Origin of the sequence: Methanosarcina sp. WWM596, assembly GCF_000969965.1 — an archaeon.
Taxonomy (GTDB): domain Archaea; phylum Halobacteriota; class Methanosarcinia; order Methanosarcinales; family Methanosarcinaceae; genus Methanosarcina.
In genome coordinates this window covers 3,542,247-3,559,593 of record NZ_CP009503.1, presented here as the reverse complement: position 1 = coordinate 3,559,593, position 17,347 = coordinate 3,542,247, and the positions used below count along the sequence as shown (strand labels likewise).

Sequence of the window (17,347 nt, the reverse complement as noted above, 5' to 3'; positions counted from 1 at the left end):
CTCAAAAAGTTTGTAGCTTAAATAAGGAGAAGCGGAAAATATTCCGCTTACATTGAAAGGTAGTCAGAAGCTTTGGGAAGGTCTCTCTTCAAGCCTTTTCTCTCTCTGATCTGACCTACTACTTCAGTCTGGATGCTGGTTGGCACAATATCAAAGCCTCCGAATTCAGTACTCCACATAGCACGTCCTTCGGTTGCTGACCTGATTTCACCTGCAAATCCGAACATCTCGGCCACAGGCACCCTTGCCTCGATAATTGCCAGGTCTCCTTCTGTAGTCATATTAAGAATAATTCCACGACGACCCTGGAGTTCTTTTGTTGCACCACCCATTGTGAGCTGAGGTACCTGGACAAAGACCTTCTGATAAGGTTCGAGAAGGCAGTCTTCTGCCATAAGCATCCCTGCTTGGATTGCCTGTCTTGCTGCAGGGATGACCTGAGCCGGACCCCTGTGGATGGCGTCTTCGTGAAGTTTTGCATCTACTAGTACGCATTTCATGTTTGCCACAGGCTCTCTTGTGAGAGGACCAGCACGCATAACTTCTTCGAACCCATCGAGGATCAGTTCCATTGTCTCGTTCAGATACTGGATACCCTTGGTAATGTCTATAAAGATGTTGGAATTGTGGATGCCAACAATGCCTTTTGCTTCTTCTTTCCCCATGCCGAGTTCGATGAGCTTCTGCCTGCGCTCAAGCTCAGGTAGGTTCATGCTGATATCGCCGGACTTGATCATCTCGACAATTGCAGTGTCAAGGGGTTCCACATAAATATAGAACCTGTTATGCCTGTTAGGGGACTTTCCTTCTACAGGTTCGATCTTTTTCTTGATGGTTTCCCTGTAGACCACAATAGGCTTACTTGTGGTGATTTCCACATTCTTATCTCTCTGGATCCTGTGAGCGATGACTTCCAGGTGAAGTTCTCCCATACCTGCCATCAGGTGTTCCCCGGTTTCCTCATCCAGAGTTATCTGAAGAGTCGGGTCTTCCTTTGCTACCTGCCTGAGGACTTCAACGAGTTTGGGCAGATCTTTGGTGTGCTTGGCTTCCACAGCCACAGTCACCACAGGTTCGCTTACGTGCCTGATGCTTTCGAAAGGTGTCATACCATCAAGAGTTGTAACTGTGGACCCCACGATTGCATCTTTTAAACCCGTAACTGCAGCAATGTTTCCTGCAGGGATTTTCTCCACTTCGAGCCTTTCGGGACCCATGAAAATACCTACCTGCTGGACTCTGCTCTTTCTTGCAGTACCGGATATGTAAACTTCCATTCCGCGGGAAAAAGACCCGCTGAACAACCTTCCGGTTGCAACCTCTCCTGCATGGGGGTCTATGGAAATGTCCGTTACCATGAAAGCAAGGTCACCATCTGCATTTGCACTGGCCATGGATTTGCCAATTTCAGAGTTAGCATCGCCGTGCCAGATAGTAGGTACCCTTCCCTTCTGGGCTTCAAGAGGATTTGGCAGGAACCTGATGACCATATCAAGGACAGTTGCATGCAGAGGGCACTTTTCTGCCAGTGCCTTCATGTCCTCTGCCTTACAATAATCATATACATTTGTAAATGAGATCCCGGTCTTCTGCATCATAGGCACACTGATTGCCCAGTTATAAAGGGCGGAGCCAAATGCTACGGTTCCGGCTGCTGCATCTACTTTCCAGCCTGCCTTGAACTTCTCCGGATTCATGTTCTTGATGAGCTTGTTCACGTGGTCAATTACTTTACCAAGGCGAACCTGCATTTCCTGAGAATCAACCTGCAGCTCATTGATCAACCTGTCTACCTTGTTAACGAAAAGTACGGGTCTGACGTGTTCTCTCAGGGCTTGCCTCAGCACAGTCTCAGTCTGGGGCATTGTGCCTTCTACTGCGTCCACGACCACGACTGCACCATCCACTGCCCTCATGGCACGGGTAACGTCTCCACCAAAGTCAACGTGCCCGGGAGTGTCAATCAGATTGATCAGGTAGTCTTCATTATTGTAAGTGTGAACCATGGAAACGTTAGAGGCATCGATTGTAATACCTCTTTCCTGTTCCTCTTCATCGGAGTCCATGAATAACTGTCTTCCGGCAAGTTCCTTTGAAATCATGCCGGCACCTGCTAACAGGTTGTCCGATAATGTGGTTTTTCCGTGGTCAATGTGCGCAACGATACCGATATTTCGGATTTTTTCTGGTTCATTCATGAGCGTCGTTACGCGCTCGACCATTTTCTTCCTTCGTCCCATGCTAATACCTTTTTAAACAAGTATAATAGTTTAGTTATAAAATCACTTTTTAAATCGGGCAACCCGCACAATTGGTTAGCGTGCTGCCTTTGCAACTCTTTCCTTTGCATCCTTTCTGTTGATAGAGAAGGATTTCGTATCGCGGTTTGCAGCGCCGATGAGCTCGGTTGCAAGACATTCTGCGACAGAGCGCTTGGATTTGAAAGCTGCGGCATTTGTTCCCATGCTGATGTAGCGCAGAGCAGTGTCCACACGCCTCTGAGGTGCAGTATCAACTGCTTTTGGAACGGAGATCCCGCCGTACTTCAGCCTGACTACTTCTTCTCTGGGGCCGGCATTGGAAATGGCTTCCACGAGAACCTGGATTGGGTTCTGCTGGGTTTTCCTGTTCACAATGTCCAGAGCTTCTTCGACTGCACGGAGGGTCACCTGCTTCTTTCCGCTGTTAACTTCGGTCCTCATCAGGTTGTTTACCAGGCGTTCAACAATGGAAATTTCTGATTTGTTAAACTGCTGCCTGGCATGCTTTCCACTGCTATGGGGAACGATTACAGGAGCAAGGCTGACGTAGCGCTTAATTCCAGGGTCTCTGACTTCAACTTCCGTTGGATCCCATTTGCCGAATATTTTGTACACAAAAATCATCTCCTGGGCTTTTCCAATCTTCCGATGACCATCTGGTCCAGGGACACGTTGTTTACGGCAATTACCTTGAAACGTACACCGGGAATGTCACCCATAGCACCGCCCATGCGGCCTCCGATTCTTTCCACGGTAACTTCATCGTGTTCATCAATGAAGTTTACTGCGCCGTCTCCAGGACAGAATGCAGTTACCTGACGCCCGTTTTTAATGAGCTGGATCCTTACGCATTTTCGGATTGCGGAGTTCGGCTGTTTGGCTTCAACTCCTACTTTCTCTAATACTATACCCCGGCCCTGCGGTGCGCCACCAAGAGGGTCAGCTTTCACGTTTAGACCAAGAACACGCCTGCTGTAGTAGTTATCTTTCCAGCGGGCATCTTTCCTGGTTTGTTTTAGAATATTAGCTGCAAATTTTCCTTTAGCCATTGTAAATTTCTCCAGTTAAAAATTGATCACAGTTTCCTATTGTGGCATTAAATGCCAGAATTGTCCTTCAACGCCGGATTAATGGATCAACGTAAATTAATGAGATATTATTGCAGGATCACATCTTCTATAGTGTGGTGACGACGGGCAAGCATCTTCACTTTCTCTATGTTCTTGCCGTTGCGACCGATGGCAAGCCCCTTTTCTTTATTGGGTACCTCTACATAAGCTAATCGCTTGCCATTTTTAGTTGTAAAGTTTACTGAACTTACGGATACCGGTCCGAAGGCATTCTTTATAAAAGTTACAGGATCCTCTGAATACTCCACAAGCTCAATTGGTTTGTCCAGGGCTTTTTTAACACGGTTTATATGCTCTCCGTTTTTGCCTATTGCAAGCCCCATATCGCCCTGCTTTACAACATACACAAGCCTTTCCTCTTCCGGAATACAGTCAAGTATTTTGGCTCGGGTCATGTTTTCAAACAATGCAATGTACTGGATGCTTTCTGCAGTAAGTCTTATTTCACCCAAGACGTTGCAACTCCTTTTTATCAAGCTATAGCTGCCAGGATATCCGATTCTCCTGCATCGAGGATTGCCATGGCTGCAATCGTGAAGGGTTTTCCGCATACGGGCCCGAGTTCTACACTTGTGCCTTCGTATTCCAGGACCAGGACATTTGTTGCCTGGATTTTCTTTTTAATGTCTTCGGGGCAGTTTGATGCCAGGACCACCATTTTTGCTGAGCCGCTTGCTGCTGCATCCACGGTCCGGTTGGCTCCAACTATTACGTTTCCTGTTTTCACAGCCTTGATAAGAGATTTATCAACATTGATCTTCATTTTCATCAACTCTGTCTCAAATTAGCTCGTCTACTCTATCTCTTTCTACATAAAGATTTCAAGCTTGGTGAGTATATGGTACTCTAAATACCTGATGCCTTATATCAATTTTCTGGTTATGAGCCTCGCTGACTCAAGTTTCTGCAGCAGGATTTGATGAAGTCTGTTAAGGTAATGTATACCTGATCTGGACTTGTCTTCTATCAGGTTATATATTTAAATAATTATAGGTCAAAGCCGGGTTTTTTTTCATCATGCCTTCATTCTTCTGCCTCAATTTCCTCAGCTACAACTTTTTCTGCTCTTCTGCTTACAAGGTGCACATCTCCGGTGCCCATACGAATTGGCTGACCAACAATGATATTTTCTGTGACACCCTCCAGCTTGTCCACATCTCCACGCATGCCTGCATCCAGGAGATGATTGACAGTAACTTCGAAAGCTGCACGGGCAAATACACTTGCCTTTTCACCCGAAATTCCATGCCTGCCGATCTGTTTTACTTCTCCGTCACAGGTCATGAGGTCTGACACAAGCATAATGTGCCGGATATCGACGGTAAGGCCCTGTTCGCGCAGGGTATCTGTGGCTTCCTTGATTATTGCGTTTCTTGCAGCCTCAACTCCCAGCACTTCGTAGATTTCATTAATGTTGTTTGTGCTGGTTCTTGTCTTGTCCACCCCTTCAAACTGAAGCACATCGCGCAGAGCCGAACCTTCTGTATAAAGGGTGTACTCTTCCCCCTCCTTTCTGACCACCACTCTCTTGATCCCTTCTATGCCCTTGAGGGTTACATTGTGGATGCTTTTTGCAAGCTGGAGCAGCTCTCTGTAAGAAGGCTCTCCCGGAGTGATGACTATCTGGTTATCTATATCAGGAGAGATGCTGACCAGTACATTCAGCTCTTCGTTGAACTTCTCCTTCACCTGGTCTATTGTAATATTCCTGCCTTCCATTGCCTTTTCGTGCAGGTCTATTATAAGTTTCATCTGGGAGAGGTCGGTGGTCACGTCGGCGATGTGATCGATTTTGGTTGCCTCAATCTCCCAGGCCAGGGCTCTTGTCTTTTCCCTGTCATAAGCATAATCCTCAGGATTATCTTTGGAAAGGGCTATTGTCATCATAGGAGTGCTCGGAATCTTCCGGGCATCCACGATTTCAATAAGGCGGGGAAGACCGAGAGTAACGTTAATCTCGGCCACACCGGCATAGTGGAAGGTACGCATCGTCATCTGTGTGCCCGGTTCTCCTATTGACTGGGCTGCGACAACGCCCGCAGCATCACAGGGTTCAATGCATGAGGCATCATATTCTTCCATCATCTTTTCGATGATTTCTTCCATTTCTTTCTTGCTTACCCCGGCTTTGAGAACATCTTCTCTCAGGGTGTTTAATATGTTAGAAGGAAACGGCAGGTCCTTTATCATGCTGTCTATGGTAGCTTCACTAATACTCATCATGCCACCTCCTTGTTTACCACAGAACGGACAATCCTGTGGATGGTCTCAGGCTTGCTGAAGTCGCTTTTTGTTGGGTTAATCCCATCTTCCCCGTACTTGAACTGCACAAGCACACCTCTGGTGTCCCTGACTGTAAGGTCGTACTGGACTTCAAGGTCCTGAAGGGCGTTGACAAGTCTTCTCTGCAGGTACCCGGACTGTGATGTCCTGACCGCAGTGTCCACAAGACCTTCTCTACCACCGATTGCGTGGAAGAAATACTCTGTCGGGTTTAACCCGCTCTTGTAACTTGCCTTGACGAACCCGTGAGCATCCGATCCCAGGTCACCTTCCTGGAAGTGGGTCAGAGTCCTGCCTGCGTAGCCTCTGCGAATGCGCTCTCCACGCACTGCCTGCTGGCCAACACAGGCTGCCATCTGGGTAAGGTTCAGAATGGAACCTCGAGCTCCTGAACGCGCCATGATAACTGCTGAATTTTCAAGCCCCATGTGGCTGTCTGCAATTCCACCGGTCTCGTCTCTGGCCTTTCCGAGCTTCTGCATGATGCTCATTTCAATTGTTTCATCAAGGGTTCTTCCGGGGAGGGGTTCAAGCTCTTTATTTATGTAAGATTTGATAAGGTTCTGCACAGCGTCTTCAGCTTTACTGAGAACCTCATTGATCTGGATTCTGGCTTCTTTAGGAATATCTTCGTCAGCTATTCCGAAACTCAGGCCTGTCCGCATGATCGCCCGGATTGCAAGCTTGGTCATATCATCTATAAACCTAGACCCGGCTTCGGGACCGATTTCCTTGATAATGCGGTCCTGAATTTTTCCTTTGAATGCCCCAATGGCCGCTTCGTCTATAGTGCCCATAAGGAGTTCACCATTCCGGATTACTACATAGGCATCGTTAGGACATTCTTCTTTTTTACAGGTATCGCAGTGTGCACAGACCTGGGCTGTGAACTCTGTATTAAGGTCTTCAGGCAGGATCTGGCTGAAAATCTGTTTTCCTGTCCAGTAAGGTTTCCCATCTTCGTCGTGGCCGGCAGGTTCAGGCAGGTTGCGTGCGCGGCTCTTCCTCAGAAGGTCATAAGCCTCGTAACTGGTAATATGGTTTTCAAAACGGGTCAGCAGGAAAAGCCCTGAAATGTGGTCGTGAATACCACCGATAATGGGGCCTCCGAAACGCGGGGAGAGGATGTTTTCCTGAACCTGCATGAGGATCTTTGCCTCGGCCCTTGACTCTTCGGTCTGGAGGGCATGCATGTTCATTTCGTCTCCGTCAAAGTCAGCGTTGTAAGGGGGGCAGACCGCAGGGTTCAGCCTGAATGTTTTGTTAGGCAGAACCTTTACGGAATGGGCCATAATACTCATCTTGTGCAAAGAAGGCTGCCTGTTGAAGAGCACGGTGTCGCCGTCTTTTAACTGTCGTTCCACAGTCCAGCCGAATTCCAGCTTCTCGGCAAGGTCGTCCTTGTTCATATTGGTTACCTTTATGCGCCTGCCGTCGGACCTGAGTACATAATTTGCTCCGGGGTGAATGTCTTCGCCGTTCCTTACAAAGACCTTAAGCTGTTCGATGTTCCTTTTGGTCACCACTGCTGGCATTGTCAGAATCCGTGCAATGGGCATGGGGACGCCAACTTCATTTATGCTCAGGTTCGGGTCAGGGGAGATAACGGTACGGGCAGAAAAGTTAACACGCTTACCTGACAAACTTCCTCTGAACCTTCCTTCTTTACCTTTCAAACGCTGGGAAAGCGTCTTAAGAGGTCTGCCTGATCTATGTCTTGCAGGGGGTATTCCTGAAACCGAGTTATCAAAGAATGTAGTAACGTGATACTGAAGAAGCTCCCACAGGTCCTCAATGATAAGCTGTGGGGCTCCCGCCTCCCTGTTTTCCTGGAATCTCTGGTTGATCCTGATGATGTCCACCAGCTTGTGGGTCAGGTCGTCTTCACTGCGCTGCCCGGATTCAAGGGTGATCGAAGGGCGCACCGTAACAGGGGGCACAGGCAAAACTGTGAGGATCATCCACTCTGGTCTTGCATTCTTCGGGTCCATCCCGATAACTTTGATGTCCTCGTCAGGGATGTTCTCAAAGCGGTCCCTGATCTCGGTAGGGGTCAGCTTCTCCCCGTTTTCCAGGTATTCGCTGGGCTTTTCGAATTTTATTTCGAGCTGTTCCTCATTACAGTATGGGCAGCTCTTTATCTTGCTGGCTTCTTTATATGCCTCATTAATGAGATCATCAGGCATGTGCCCGATTTCTTCAACTGCAACGAGTTGATCCAGAAACTGTTGTTTCTGGGCCGGTTCCAGCAGAATCCTGCTGCATTTTCTGCAGGTTGCCCTGAGGAGTTTTCTGATTACTTTGTTAAAACCAACATGGACAACAGGGGCAACAAGTTCAATGTGCCCGAAGTGTCCAGGACATTCGCCCGCCCTGCCGGAGCATGTCTTGCAGCGAAGCCCGGGGTCAATTACCCCGAGTTTTGTGTCCATAAGCCCCATGTCAATTGGAAACCCGTCGTCATCATAAGTGTCAGCCGTGATAATAGGCGTTGCACTCATCTTACGGATTTCTTTTGGGGACATTAAACCGAATTTGATAGAAGCAATTCTTTTCGGAATCGGAGGTACGTTTGCCATATGTCCACCTCACCTTATACAGCATCTTCAAGATTAAGCCTTGGAGCAACACCAAGGGACTTAATTTCATCCAGTAACAGCTTGAACGCGTAGCTCATCTCCACGGGATATATGTCCGTGTCAGCACCGCAGGCTGAACAGAAAGAGACGTTTCGCTGCTTGTCGTACGTTGCAATCATTCCGCAGTGCGAGCAGACAAGTTCAACCACTTTGTCAGACTCGTCCAGCAATCTTTCTTTTAAGGACATGGCGGCTCCGTGCCCTACCAGCACGTCACGCTCCATTTCACCGAACCTGAGACCACCCTCCCTGGCTCGACCTTCAGTCGGCTGGCGGGTGAGCACCTGTACAGGGCCACGGGACCTTGCATGCATCTTGGAGGTGACCATGTGGTGCAGTTTCTGGTAAAGGATTACACCAACGAAGACATCTGCAGGGATCATCCTGCCTGTTGCCCCATCATAAAAAACCTCTTTTCCTGTATGGGCAAAGCCGTGTTTTTTCAAGGCTTCTCTAAGGTCGTCTTCGTTTTCTCCTGAGAAGGCTGTTGCATTCACTCTTCTGCCTTCCATGGAACCTACTTTTCCACCAATCATTTCCAGAACGTGCCCTACAGTCATACGTGAAGGAATTGCATGCGGGTTAATCATCAGGTCCGGAGTCAGACCTGATTCCGTAAACGGCATGTCAGCAATCGGGACTTTTAAGCCAATAACGCCTTTTTGCCCATGCCTGGAAGCGAACTTATCTCCGATATCGGGAATTCTCTCGTCCCTTACCTTTACCTTTGCAAGGCGGGTCCCGTTAATGGATTCTGTAAGAATGACAGTGTCCACAATCCCCATTTCGTTGGACCGCATGGTGACAGAGCTTTCTCTCCTCTGTTCAACTGCAATCCCGAAGTCTGAAGGCTCTTCCAGGAATCTTGGAGGGCTGGTCTTTCCTATAAGCACATCATTTGGGCCTACGGGGGTCTCAGGGTTTACAAGCCCGTCGATGTCAAGATTTGCATACGCATCAGCGCTGCGGGCTCCACGGTATTCGGAGTCAGGAATCTCGAACTTGTCTTCCTGCCCACCAGGATACCTCCTTTCTTCCCCTTCAAAGGTCCTGAGGAAATGGCTTCTTCCAAGCCCTCTCTCGATTGAACCCTTGTTGAAAATCAGAGCATCTTCAATGTTATACCCTTCGTATGAAAGGATTGCAACCACAAAGTTCTGCCCTGCAGGTCTGTCATCAAAACCGATTGCTGAGGAAGTCCTTGTCCTTGTAAGCGCTCTCTGCGGATAATGCAGGACGTGGGCACGGGTATCCGGCCTGAGCTTCTGGTTTGCTGTGGATACTCCGATGCACTGCTTGATCATGGCTGCACCCATGGTGTTACGCGGGGATGCGTTGTGTTCTGGATAGGGGACCATACCGGTACAGATCCCGAGCATAAGTTCAGGGTCTATCTCCATATGGGTGTGCTTGGAGTTAATATCAGACTCATAGAGTGCAATGTATGCATTTTCTTCCTCTTCTGCGTCCAGATACTCCACACAGCCCTCTTTTACGAGGTCCTCAAAGGTGATTTCTTTGTTCTTCAGTTTCTTTATGTGCTCTTCAGTTACCTTCAAAGCTCCGTTTTCTACAACTACAAGAGGCCTTCTTGCCCGGCCCATATCGGAGTTTATAATTACTTCCCTGGTGTTGTCATTAAGAGCTATGTTGACCTGCTTGGATATGAACCCCTGCCGCCTCATCTTTCGGAGCTCTTCTACGAGTTCCGCAGGGTTGTCATGGGTCCCGACGAGCTCTCCATTTATGAATACTTTTGCTTTAGTCATCTGACATCAACCCCTCAGTCCCCGAACAGTGATCCGGAGTCGTCCACATCTGAATAATCGTAGAAGTCATCATCTTTGTATTTGGTTTCAGGTTCCGGAGTTTCTTCAAACTCTTCAACAATCTCTTCCCCGAATTCATCGAGCAATATTTCTTTTATTCTCGCCGGGATTTCGGGCGCCTTTACAACTACTTTTTCGACATTAACGTCGTAGAGTATTTTTTTAATGCTCTCTATCTCCTCTATTCCCGTAGAGAGTTCAACCATCTGAGCAAAGTTTTTCACGAGACCACAATTCGGACCTTCAGGAGTCTCGGAAGGGCAGAGCCGTCCCCACTGAGTTGCGTGCAGGTCTCGGGCTTCAAAGTGAGGCTGGGCACGGGAAAGCGGTGAAATTACACGACGCAGATGTGAAAGGGTAGAGATGTAGTCATTCCGGTCAAGAAGCTGGGAAACACCGGTCCTTCCTCCAACCCAGTTTCCTGTTGCCAGGGGGTGCTGCAGGCGGTCAGTCAGGACATCTGCCCTTACAATAGTGGCGACATTCAGTTCCCTGTTTCTCATGTTTGCGCGTTCAAGCTGGTACTTTATGTCCCTTGCCAACCTGTTGAAAGATACCCTGAAGAGGTCTTCCATCAGGTCGCCTGCAAGTTTCAGCCTTTTGTTTGCATAGTGGTCCTTGTCATCTTCAGTACGCTTGCCAAGTGCAAGCTCAAAACAGGATTCAGCCATTCTTGCCAGGAAATGGGCCTTTGAGGTCCTATCTTTAATGTCGTTTCCGAGGTGGGGGAAAAGATACCTGTCAATAACGTAGTTTGCTCTTTTAATCTGGTACTCCTTGGCCTGCCCTGCAGCAACCCTCGCCCCAATCTTCTCGATTGCTTCTTCCTGGGTTTCGACTTCGGCTTCTTCAAGGTTTTCCAGCATGAACTTGATAATTTCGGGATCACTTGAAACTGCATTTACGATGTCTTCGTCAGTTACTATCCCGAGTGCCCTCATAAGTGTAATAAAGTACACTCTACCGGATATTGAGGGGAAAGACACCTCAAGCAGAGACTTTCTCCCTCTTTCAACAATTACGAGTGCCCTGTATCCTCTTTTCTGGGAGAAGACCTTTGCAACCTCTATAGAGTCCCCGTAACGTTCTCCGTACTCAACAAGGATTTTGTTAGGGGCAAGGTCTTCCAGGGTCATGACTACCCTTTCCGTACCTCCGATAATGAAATATCCACCAGGGTCCAGAGGGTCTTCTCCATAGCGAACTTTTTCGGCATCATTAAGCCCGAGAAGGTTGCAGATTTTGGATTTTACCATAATAGGGAGCTGCCCGATTTTTGCCTCCAGTACGTCGGACTCTATCCCTTCTTTTACGACACTCATCTCCAAATAGAGAGGGCCTGAATAAGAGAGGTTCCTGAGCCTTCCTTCGTTGGGATAAAGCTTTTCGATTGCCCCGTCTGCCTCCTTTACCACCGGATGCTCTACCCGGATCTTGCCGAGTTTAAGAAAGGTGTCTTCAATGTCTGTTTCTATTATCCTCTGTTCATCAATTATTTTTTGCAGCCCGTAATCTATAAACTTGTTAAATGAGTCTATATGGTGCTGCACTATCTTGTCCCGTGTAAAATAAGCCTGCGACAGTATACTGCTTTCTAACGCGATGATAGCACCCTCTTTGCTTTGTTAAAATGAAAATCAATAAACGATGATCCTAAGATCTTTATGCAGCCGTTGAATCTTTCCGTATGCATAAGATCTTTATGCAGCCGTTGAATCTTTCCGTATGATGGTGCATGGGATTCAAAAAGATATCCAGTGAAAAAAAATTTAGTCATGCAAGCGGTTTTAACTCCCCCTCCGCTTACTCGATCACAAGTCTGTAATAGTCTGCCTCCCCTGCAGTTTGACTTTTCCTTGTGATTTTCACAACATCTCCGACGACAGCTCCTATTTCTTTACTAACAGGATCATGCACTTTAATTTTCGGAAGCTGTTCCTTTTCAATTGAATATTTGCTTAAAACAGACTTCAATTCGCCCTCTGCAATTATTTCATGTTTTGGGACTGACTCATGGTCGAGCAGGCTGAATTTTGTCAAATCCTTTCCTCCAAAAATAAAGCATCTCAAAAAATTTGCTGACATTTCCTGCGGATGGCCTATCCGCCGGTTGTAATAAAGAACATGGCGGGCCCGTAGGGATTTGAACCCTAGGCCGACTGGTTAAAAGCCAGTCGCTCTGCCTGACTGAGCTACGGGCCCAGTTTGTTTATTTCTCCACATCTGAATTTTGCACCATTGAAGGCTAATTTCTTAGCATGCCACCCTGTTGCCCCGCTGCATCAGGGAGCACCTCTTACGCCGGTGCAACCCTCTAATTATAGCTATACTATTTATAGTTTATGCTAGGTTTACTTTTTTCCCCCATATTCTTGGAAACAGTGATTAAATTTATTTAATACGTGTTGAATTTATACATAAATTATTCCGCATCTTCCGGAAAGCTATATGTACGAGAATTTTCACTTTTTAAAAAGTAAAGTTAAATTCAATTTGTTTTTCCACAGATTCGGGTTAAACGGCAAATTTTGCCCCGATCTTAAATCACTCACCGCTTTCCCGACAGCCACCTCTCCAAAAATGAAGCATCAATTGATATCACTTATTAATTACACAACTAATTATTTAATCAGATAAAATCAATCATTTAATCGGACTCAGGTTATATCAGATAAAATCAATCACTTAATCGGATTCAGGTTATATCAGATAATCAATCACTTAATCGGATTCAGGTTATATCAGATAATCAATCATTTAATCGGATTCAGGTTATATCAGATAATCAATCATTTAATCGGATTCAGGTTAAGATTTTCGGAAACTTAAAATTGTTGGACATTATAAGTCTTATAATTAATATAAAAAAGGTGACAGGTAAACAAATTTATCGAAAGACATATTCTTACTGCTTTTTTTTGTACTGCTTTTCTTCCGCTTTGAATCTTACGACGAATTCAGCTCTGGAATCCCTTTTTACTTCAGGTTCACCCTCTAAAAGGCTGTATTAGAATTCAAACCATTTCTACATTTGTATAGTGGTCATGCATCACCACTTATGCCCATTACCGTAATATCCCTCCCGAGGTAACTTTCAAGCAAACCGGAACTGCTCACATGGTCATACTCATAGTTCTGTTCAAGCACAGTCACCTCGCGGTTTTCAGGATCTTCGACCATAACCGATGCAGGAATAATTTCGGAAGCAATGTCCGTATATTCCATCTGGTTGGTTCCGCTTTCAAGCTCGATCTCTCGCCTTTCATCACCGTCCCTGACTTATTTTCTTTGCAAGAATCATATGCGGAGGCTGGGTATATGCTGCTGCATGACCGGGCGGATCATTTCGTTCCAAAAAAGAAAAGTAATCATCCAAAAACCTCCATGAAACAACCTCAAATCCATGGGATTGTACAAGGTCAGTTATCCTCTCAGGTGTATTGTTTTTCGCAAGGGGCAAATTCGGCTTAACATCGGCATACAACTCATCAAACCGAGAGAATCGGCTGCATTCCTTCTCCGTTCCATCAGGATTCTGGAACCACAAACCATCAATTATCATCATAAGACCCCCATCTTTTAATAACCGTGAGTGTTCATCCAGAAACTTATCCGGTTGAGGCAGAGTCCAGAGAAGATACTTGCTAAAAACAAAATCATACTCTCCATCTTTAAGAGGAATTTTTTCTGCATCTCCCTGCAACAACGAGATATTTACTCCCTTTTCTCTGGCATTTGCATCTGCTTTTCCAAGCATACTTTCTGACAAATCAACCCCTGTTACATCGTGTCCCATGGCAGCAAGAGAAATAGCAAGAATCCCGGGACCTGTTCCAACTTCCAATGCACGGATTTTTTTATCCGTTAGCAGAATTTCAGAAAAAATGGATTTCCAGACATCCATTTCCTCATCTATACAATGAGCATATTCTGTGTGATAATCAGAACTTCTGAAGTCCCAGTATTCTACTATATTATTTTTCATACTCTGTCCCTCAAGTAAAATTGGCATCAGGATATTCTATCCGGAACCTTTGGATACATTGTCCAGACACTTTGTTTCGTTCATCCAATCATTCAAGATCAATTTTTGATGTAATCTCCTATAGAGTAAGACTATAATATAATTTAGTGTTACTATTTATAAAGATATTGTAGATATATCATCATGATTAACAATATTCTAATATATATGCATCATATTTCATAATTAAAATTGAATAGATAGCAATTAGTTTATACATATATCCTGTATGGCATAAAAATAGAAAAAAATGGATAAAAACGATTTAGATGGAGAAAGCCGTGTTAGGAAAAGAGATTAGAAATTAATGGGTGAAAGAGCCTGATATTGCGACTATAGTGCAAACCATGGAATGAAAACGTATCAGAAAATCAGTCCTTCAACGAACAGATATATAATTTTGGAATGAAGAGCAAATGAAAACTTTATTATTTATTCGTGCATTTAGTCCAGCTTTGACAGCTAGCGTTTGTATCTCCCGATTAAACTCAGTATTTCTCAAAAAATAGTCTGATTAAACCCGGCAACACAATATCTGTCAGATCAACAATACAGCTTACTGGATAGTCCCTAATTCAAAAAAAAATTGCATTTTATCACACTATCTATGAATATATAGAATAAAATCATGCACTTTAAATATACAGATATAGAATAAAATCACACACTTTGAATATACATCATACATGACTTCGTACATGACTTCGTACATGACTTCTTACATGATTTCTTAAAAAACAGTTCAAAAGTATACAAAGTATTTATGCACATTGGTGTTAATGATGAAATTCAATATACAAAAAACAAACCTCTCCTTCCCTGCCATTGCCTTAATTCTGATTGTTGCACTGCTCTGTGCAGGATGTGTTGATACTGAGGGAGCTGAAGAAAAAGTCCTCCGAGTAGTTTTTAACGAAGGCCCCGACACAGGCGGCAGTCTTGACCCTGCCAACGGCTGGACTGGGTGGTATGTTCATCAGGCAGGCATCTATGAAACCCTGTTTTACTACGACGCAGATATGAATCTCATGCCCAAACTTGCATCCGGCTACAAACAGTTAAACGATACAGAATGGGAAATCCAACTTCGTAAAGGTGTAGCTTTCCACGACGGAACAAAAATGGATGCAGATGCGGTACTGTTTTCAATGAATAGAGTACTTGACCCCTCAAACAGCAGATCATACGAGTACTCCTTTATCAAAGATGTACGAAAAACCGGGAATTACACCATTATTATTGAAACCAACGGCACTTGCACTCCACTAATTTCATCCCTTGTAGACCCTATCATGTCCATTATAAGTCCGAACGCTGAAAGCCCTGACACCGAACCGGTTGGAACAGGCCCCTTCAAATTTGTATCCTTCGAACCGAGTACAAGCCTTGAACTCGAAAAGAATCCTGATTACTGGGGTGGGGAGGTCAAAGTTGACCGCGTACTCATACAGTATAATAAAGACAGCACGGCCAGGACCATGCTGATAAAATCAGGAGATGTCGATATTGCCAGAGATCCACTCCAGAGCGAGTATTCAACACTTCAGAATAATCCTGATATAAACGTCACCTCCAGGGAAACCCTACGCATGTACTTCCTTTATGTAAATGGCGCCAAAGCCCCATTCAATGATACAAGAGTCCGCCAAGCCCTCTCTTATGCGATAAACCGCCAGGAAATCGTGGATACAGCACTGGAAGGAGTCTCCGGTATTCCGGCAACTGGGGTATTCACAAATACTATGCCATGGAACGCAAACGACCAGATTAAATCCTACGAATATAACCCTGAAAAAGCTCTGGAACTCTTCGAAGAAGCAGGAATCACAAAAGGTGAGGACGGAAAACTCTACTACAACGGGAAACCCTTCACCGTTGAGATCCAGACCTACAATAAACGTGCAGCTCTTCAGCCGAGTGCAGAAATAATCGCTTCAGAGCTAGAAGACATTGGCATCACTTCACAGGTTACAATTCTGGAAAGCACCGCACTTAAAGAAAACGCTCTTGCAGGAACATATGATTTATCCCTCAGCGCATGGAACACAGCCCCGATCGGAGATCCCGATTACTTCCTCTCAACTCATTTTCTCTCTACCGGAAGCTATGCATCAGGCTGGATCCGTTATTCAAACCCTCAGGTAGACGAATGGATTCTCGAAGCGAGAAACGAACCTGACAAAGAAAAACGGACCGAACTGTATGAAAAGGTCCAGAGACAGATTCAGGAAGATGTACCAGTACTGCCCGTATTCTATGCCAACGAAATCTATGCCCTTTCCTCAAATGTTGAAGGCTTTGTGATGTATCCGAACGAGTATACAATCATCACAAGGGACATAGGATTTGCATAAATCTGTAGGAGGAAATGAGGAAAAGCTACCGTTTGCAGGTCGCAGCTTTGATGTTATTTGCAAAAAGGTATTACACGTCCATTAAAAATGAAATGGAGCCTGCCTGAAGGATTAAAAATGAAAGACAAAATTACAGTGCACTGGAATAAGATTAGTCCAAGTTACCGGAAGATGCATCGTGACCACCTTGATGAAGAGATTCTCCTTATGAAAAACCTCTTTTCAGAGAAGCTGCCGGCAGGAAAAAAACTCAATGTCCTTGATATCGGAACGGGACCTGGCATTCAGACCTTTGTTTTTGCCCAGATGGGGCATAATGTCACCACTCTTGATATCTCGGAAGAGATGCTCGCACGTGCAAAAGAAGGGGCAAAGAACCGTAATTTGTCAATTAAGTTTGTTAAAGGGGACGGAGAAAACCTGCCTTTTGAAGACCGTATATTCGATATTATCGTAAATATACATCTGTTATGGACGCTCACGGATCATGACAAATTCTTCAATGAATGCCGGAGAGTCCTGGTACCCGGAGGCAGGATTCTTGCAATCGACGGCCAATGGTTTCAGCCAGGGTATGTTCCAAACAAGAATTACAACCAGGAAGAAAGAAATCACGATGAGTTAATTGAGTATCTTCCTCTTTATGACAGCAACTCGCCTGAAATGATTACGGCCATCATGGAAAATAACAGGTTTTCGGAAGTCTCCTGGAAATCTCTTCCCGAGTATGCCGTGTATATGAAAAGATGCGATCCGGAAGGTTATGACTATTTATCTGTCCCGTACCTTGCCACCGGAAAAAAATGTTGAGGAAGGACTAAAATTTT

General features: G+C 45.4%; 14 protein-coding genes and 1 tRNA gene. 2 read left to right on the top strand and 13 right to left on the bottom strand.

The window, feature by feature from the left end:
* Positions 1–47: 47 nt before the first annotated feature.
* The 13 genes from MSWHS_RS15620 to MSWHS_RS15560 form a co-directional block, all read right to left on the bottom strand.
* Positions 48–2,240 carry an elongation factor EF-2 gene (locus MSWHS_RS15620; protein WP_048128745.1) on the bottom strand — a complete coding sequence of 731 codons (2,193 nt, stop codon included), beginning with the start codon at positions 2,238–2,240 and terminating at the stop codon, positions 48–50.
* A gap of 75 nt (positions 2,241–2,315) precedes the next feature.
* A complete protein-coding gene (locus tag MSWHS_RS15615; RefSeq protein WP_048128746.1) occupies positions 2,316–2,885 on the bottom strand; it encodes a 30S ribosomal protein S7 in 570 nt (189 codons plus the stop codon).
* Positions 2,882–3,310, bottom strand: a complete 429-nt coding sequence (locus tag MSWHS_RS15610; protein WP_048128748.1) for a 30S ribosomal protein S12 — start codon at positions 3,308–3,310, stop codon at positions 2,882–2,884. Before MSWHS_RS15610 ends, MSWHS_RS15615 begins: the two co-directional genes overlap by 4 nt.
* 107 nt (positions 3,311–3,417) lie before the next feature.
* Positions 3,418–3,843 carry a NusA-like transcription termination signal-binding factor gene (locus MSWHS_RS15605; protein ID WP_048128749.1) on the bottom strand — a complete coding sequence of 142 codons (426 nt, stop codon included), beginning with the start codon at positions 3,841–3,843 and terminating at the stop codon, positions 3,418–3,420.
* A gap of 20 nt (positions 3,844–3,863) precedes the next feature.
* Positions 3,864–4,160, bottom strand: coding sequence for a 50S ribosomal protein L30e (locus MSWHS_RS15600; RefSeq protein WP_082088124.1), 297 nt, complete (start codon positions 4,158–4,160; stop codon positions 3,864–3,866).
* Between the two features lie 254 nt (positions 4,161–4,414).
* Positions 4,415–5,611, bottom strand: coding sequence for a DNA-directed RNA polymerase subunit A'' (gene rpoA2 / locus MSWHS_RS15595; RefSeq protein WP_048128753.1), 1,197 nt, complete (start codon positions 5,609–5,611; stop codon positions 4,415–4,417).
* The gene (locus MSWHS_RS15590; protein WP_048128755.1) at positions 5,611–8,253 is read right to left on the bottom strand and encodes a DNA-directed RNA polymerase subunit A'; all 2,643 of its coding nucleotides are present in this window, start codon (positions 8,251–8,253) and stop codon (positions 5,611–5,613) included. Before MSWHS_RS15590 ends, rpoA2 begins: the two co-directional genes overlap by 1 nt.
* A gap of 14 nt (positions 8,254–8,267) precedes the next feature.
* Entirely contained in the window at positions 8,268–10,082 is a 1,815-nt protein-coding gene (gene rpoB, locus MSWHS_RS15585) for a DNA-directed RNA polymerase subunit B (RefSeq protein ID WP_048128756.1), read from the bottom strand.
* Between the two features lie 14 nt (positions 10,083–10,096).
* Positions 10,097–11,692 (bottom strand): DNA-directed RNA polymerase subunit B'', encoded by a 1,596-nt coding sequence (locus tag MSWHS_RS15580; protein ID WP_048128757.1) that lies wholly within the window; start codon positions 11,690–11,692, stop codon positions 10,097–10,099.
* Between the two features lie 253 nt (positions 11,693–11,945).
* Positions 11,946–12,182: a DNA-directed RNA polymerase subunit H gene (locus MSWHS_RS15575; RefSeq protein WP_048130468.1), complete on the bottom strand. Its 237-nt coding sequence runs from the start codon at positions 12,180–12,182 to the stop codon at positions 11,946–11,948.
* Between the two features lie 85 nt (positions 12,183–12,267).
* Positions 12,268–12,344, bottom strand: a tRNA-Lys gene (locus MSWHS_RS15570).
* An 840-nt stretch (positions 12,345–13,184) separates the two neighbouring features.
* Positions 13,185–13,367 carry a hypothetical protein gene (locus MSWHS_RS15565; RefSeq protein WP_048128758.1) on the bottom strand — a complete coding sequence of 61 codons (183 nt, stop codon included), beginning with the start codon at positions 13,365–13,367 and terminating at the stop codon, positions 13,185–13,187.
* Positions 13,368–13,407: 40 nt separating this feature from the next.
* A complete protein-coding gene (locus MSWHS_RS15560) occupies positions 13,408–14,127 on the bottom strand; it encodes a class I SAM-dependent methyltransferase (protein ID WP_048128760.1) in 720 nt (239 codons plus the stop codon).
* Positions 14,128–14,945: 818 nt separating this feature from the next.
* On the opposite strand from MSWHS_RS15560, the gene MSWHS_RS15555 reads away from it, so the two are divergent.
* Both MSWHS_RS15555 and MSWHS_RS15550 read left to right on the top strand, forming a co-directional pair.
* The gene (locus tag MSWHS_RS15555; RefSeq protein ID WP_048128761.1) at positions 14,946–16,520 is read left to right on the top strand and encodes an ABC transporter substrate-binding protein; all 1,575 of its coding nucleotides are present in this window, start codon (positions 14,946–14,948) and stop codon (positions 16,518–16,520) included.
* Positions 16,521–16,637: 117 nt separating this feature from the next.
* Positions 16,638–17,330, top strand: coding sequence for a class I SAM-dependent methyltransferase (locus MSWHS_RS15550; protein WP_048130470.1), 693 nt, complete (start codon positions 16,638–16,640; stop codon positions 17,328–17,330).
* The last annotated feature ends 17 nt before the right edge of the window (positions 17,331–17,347 follow it).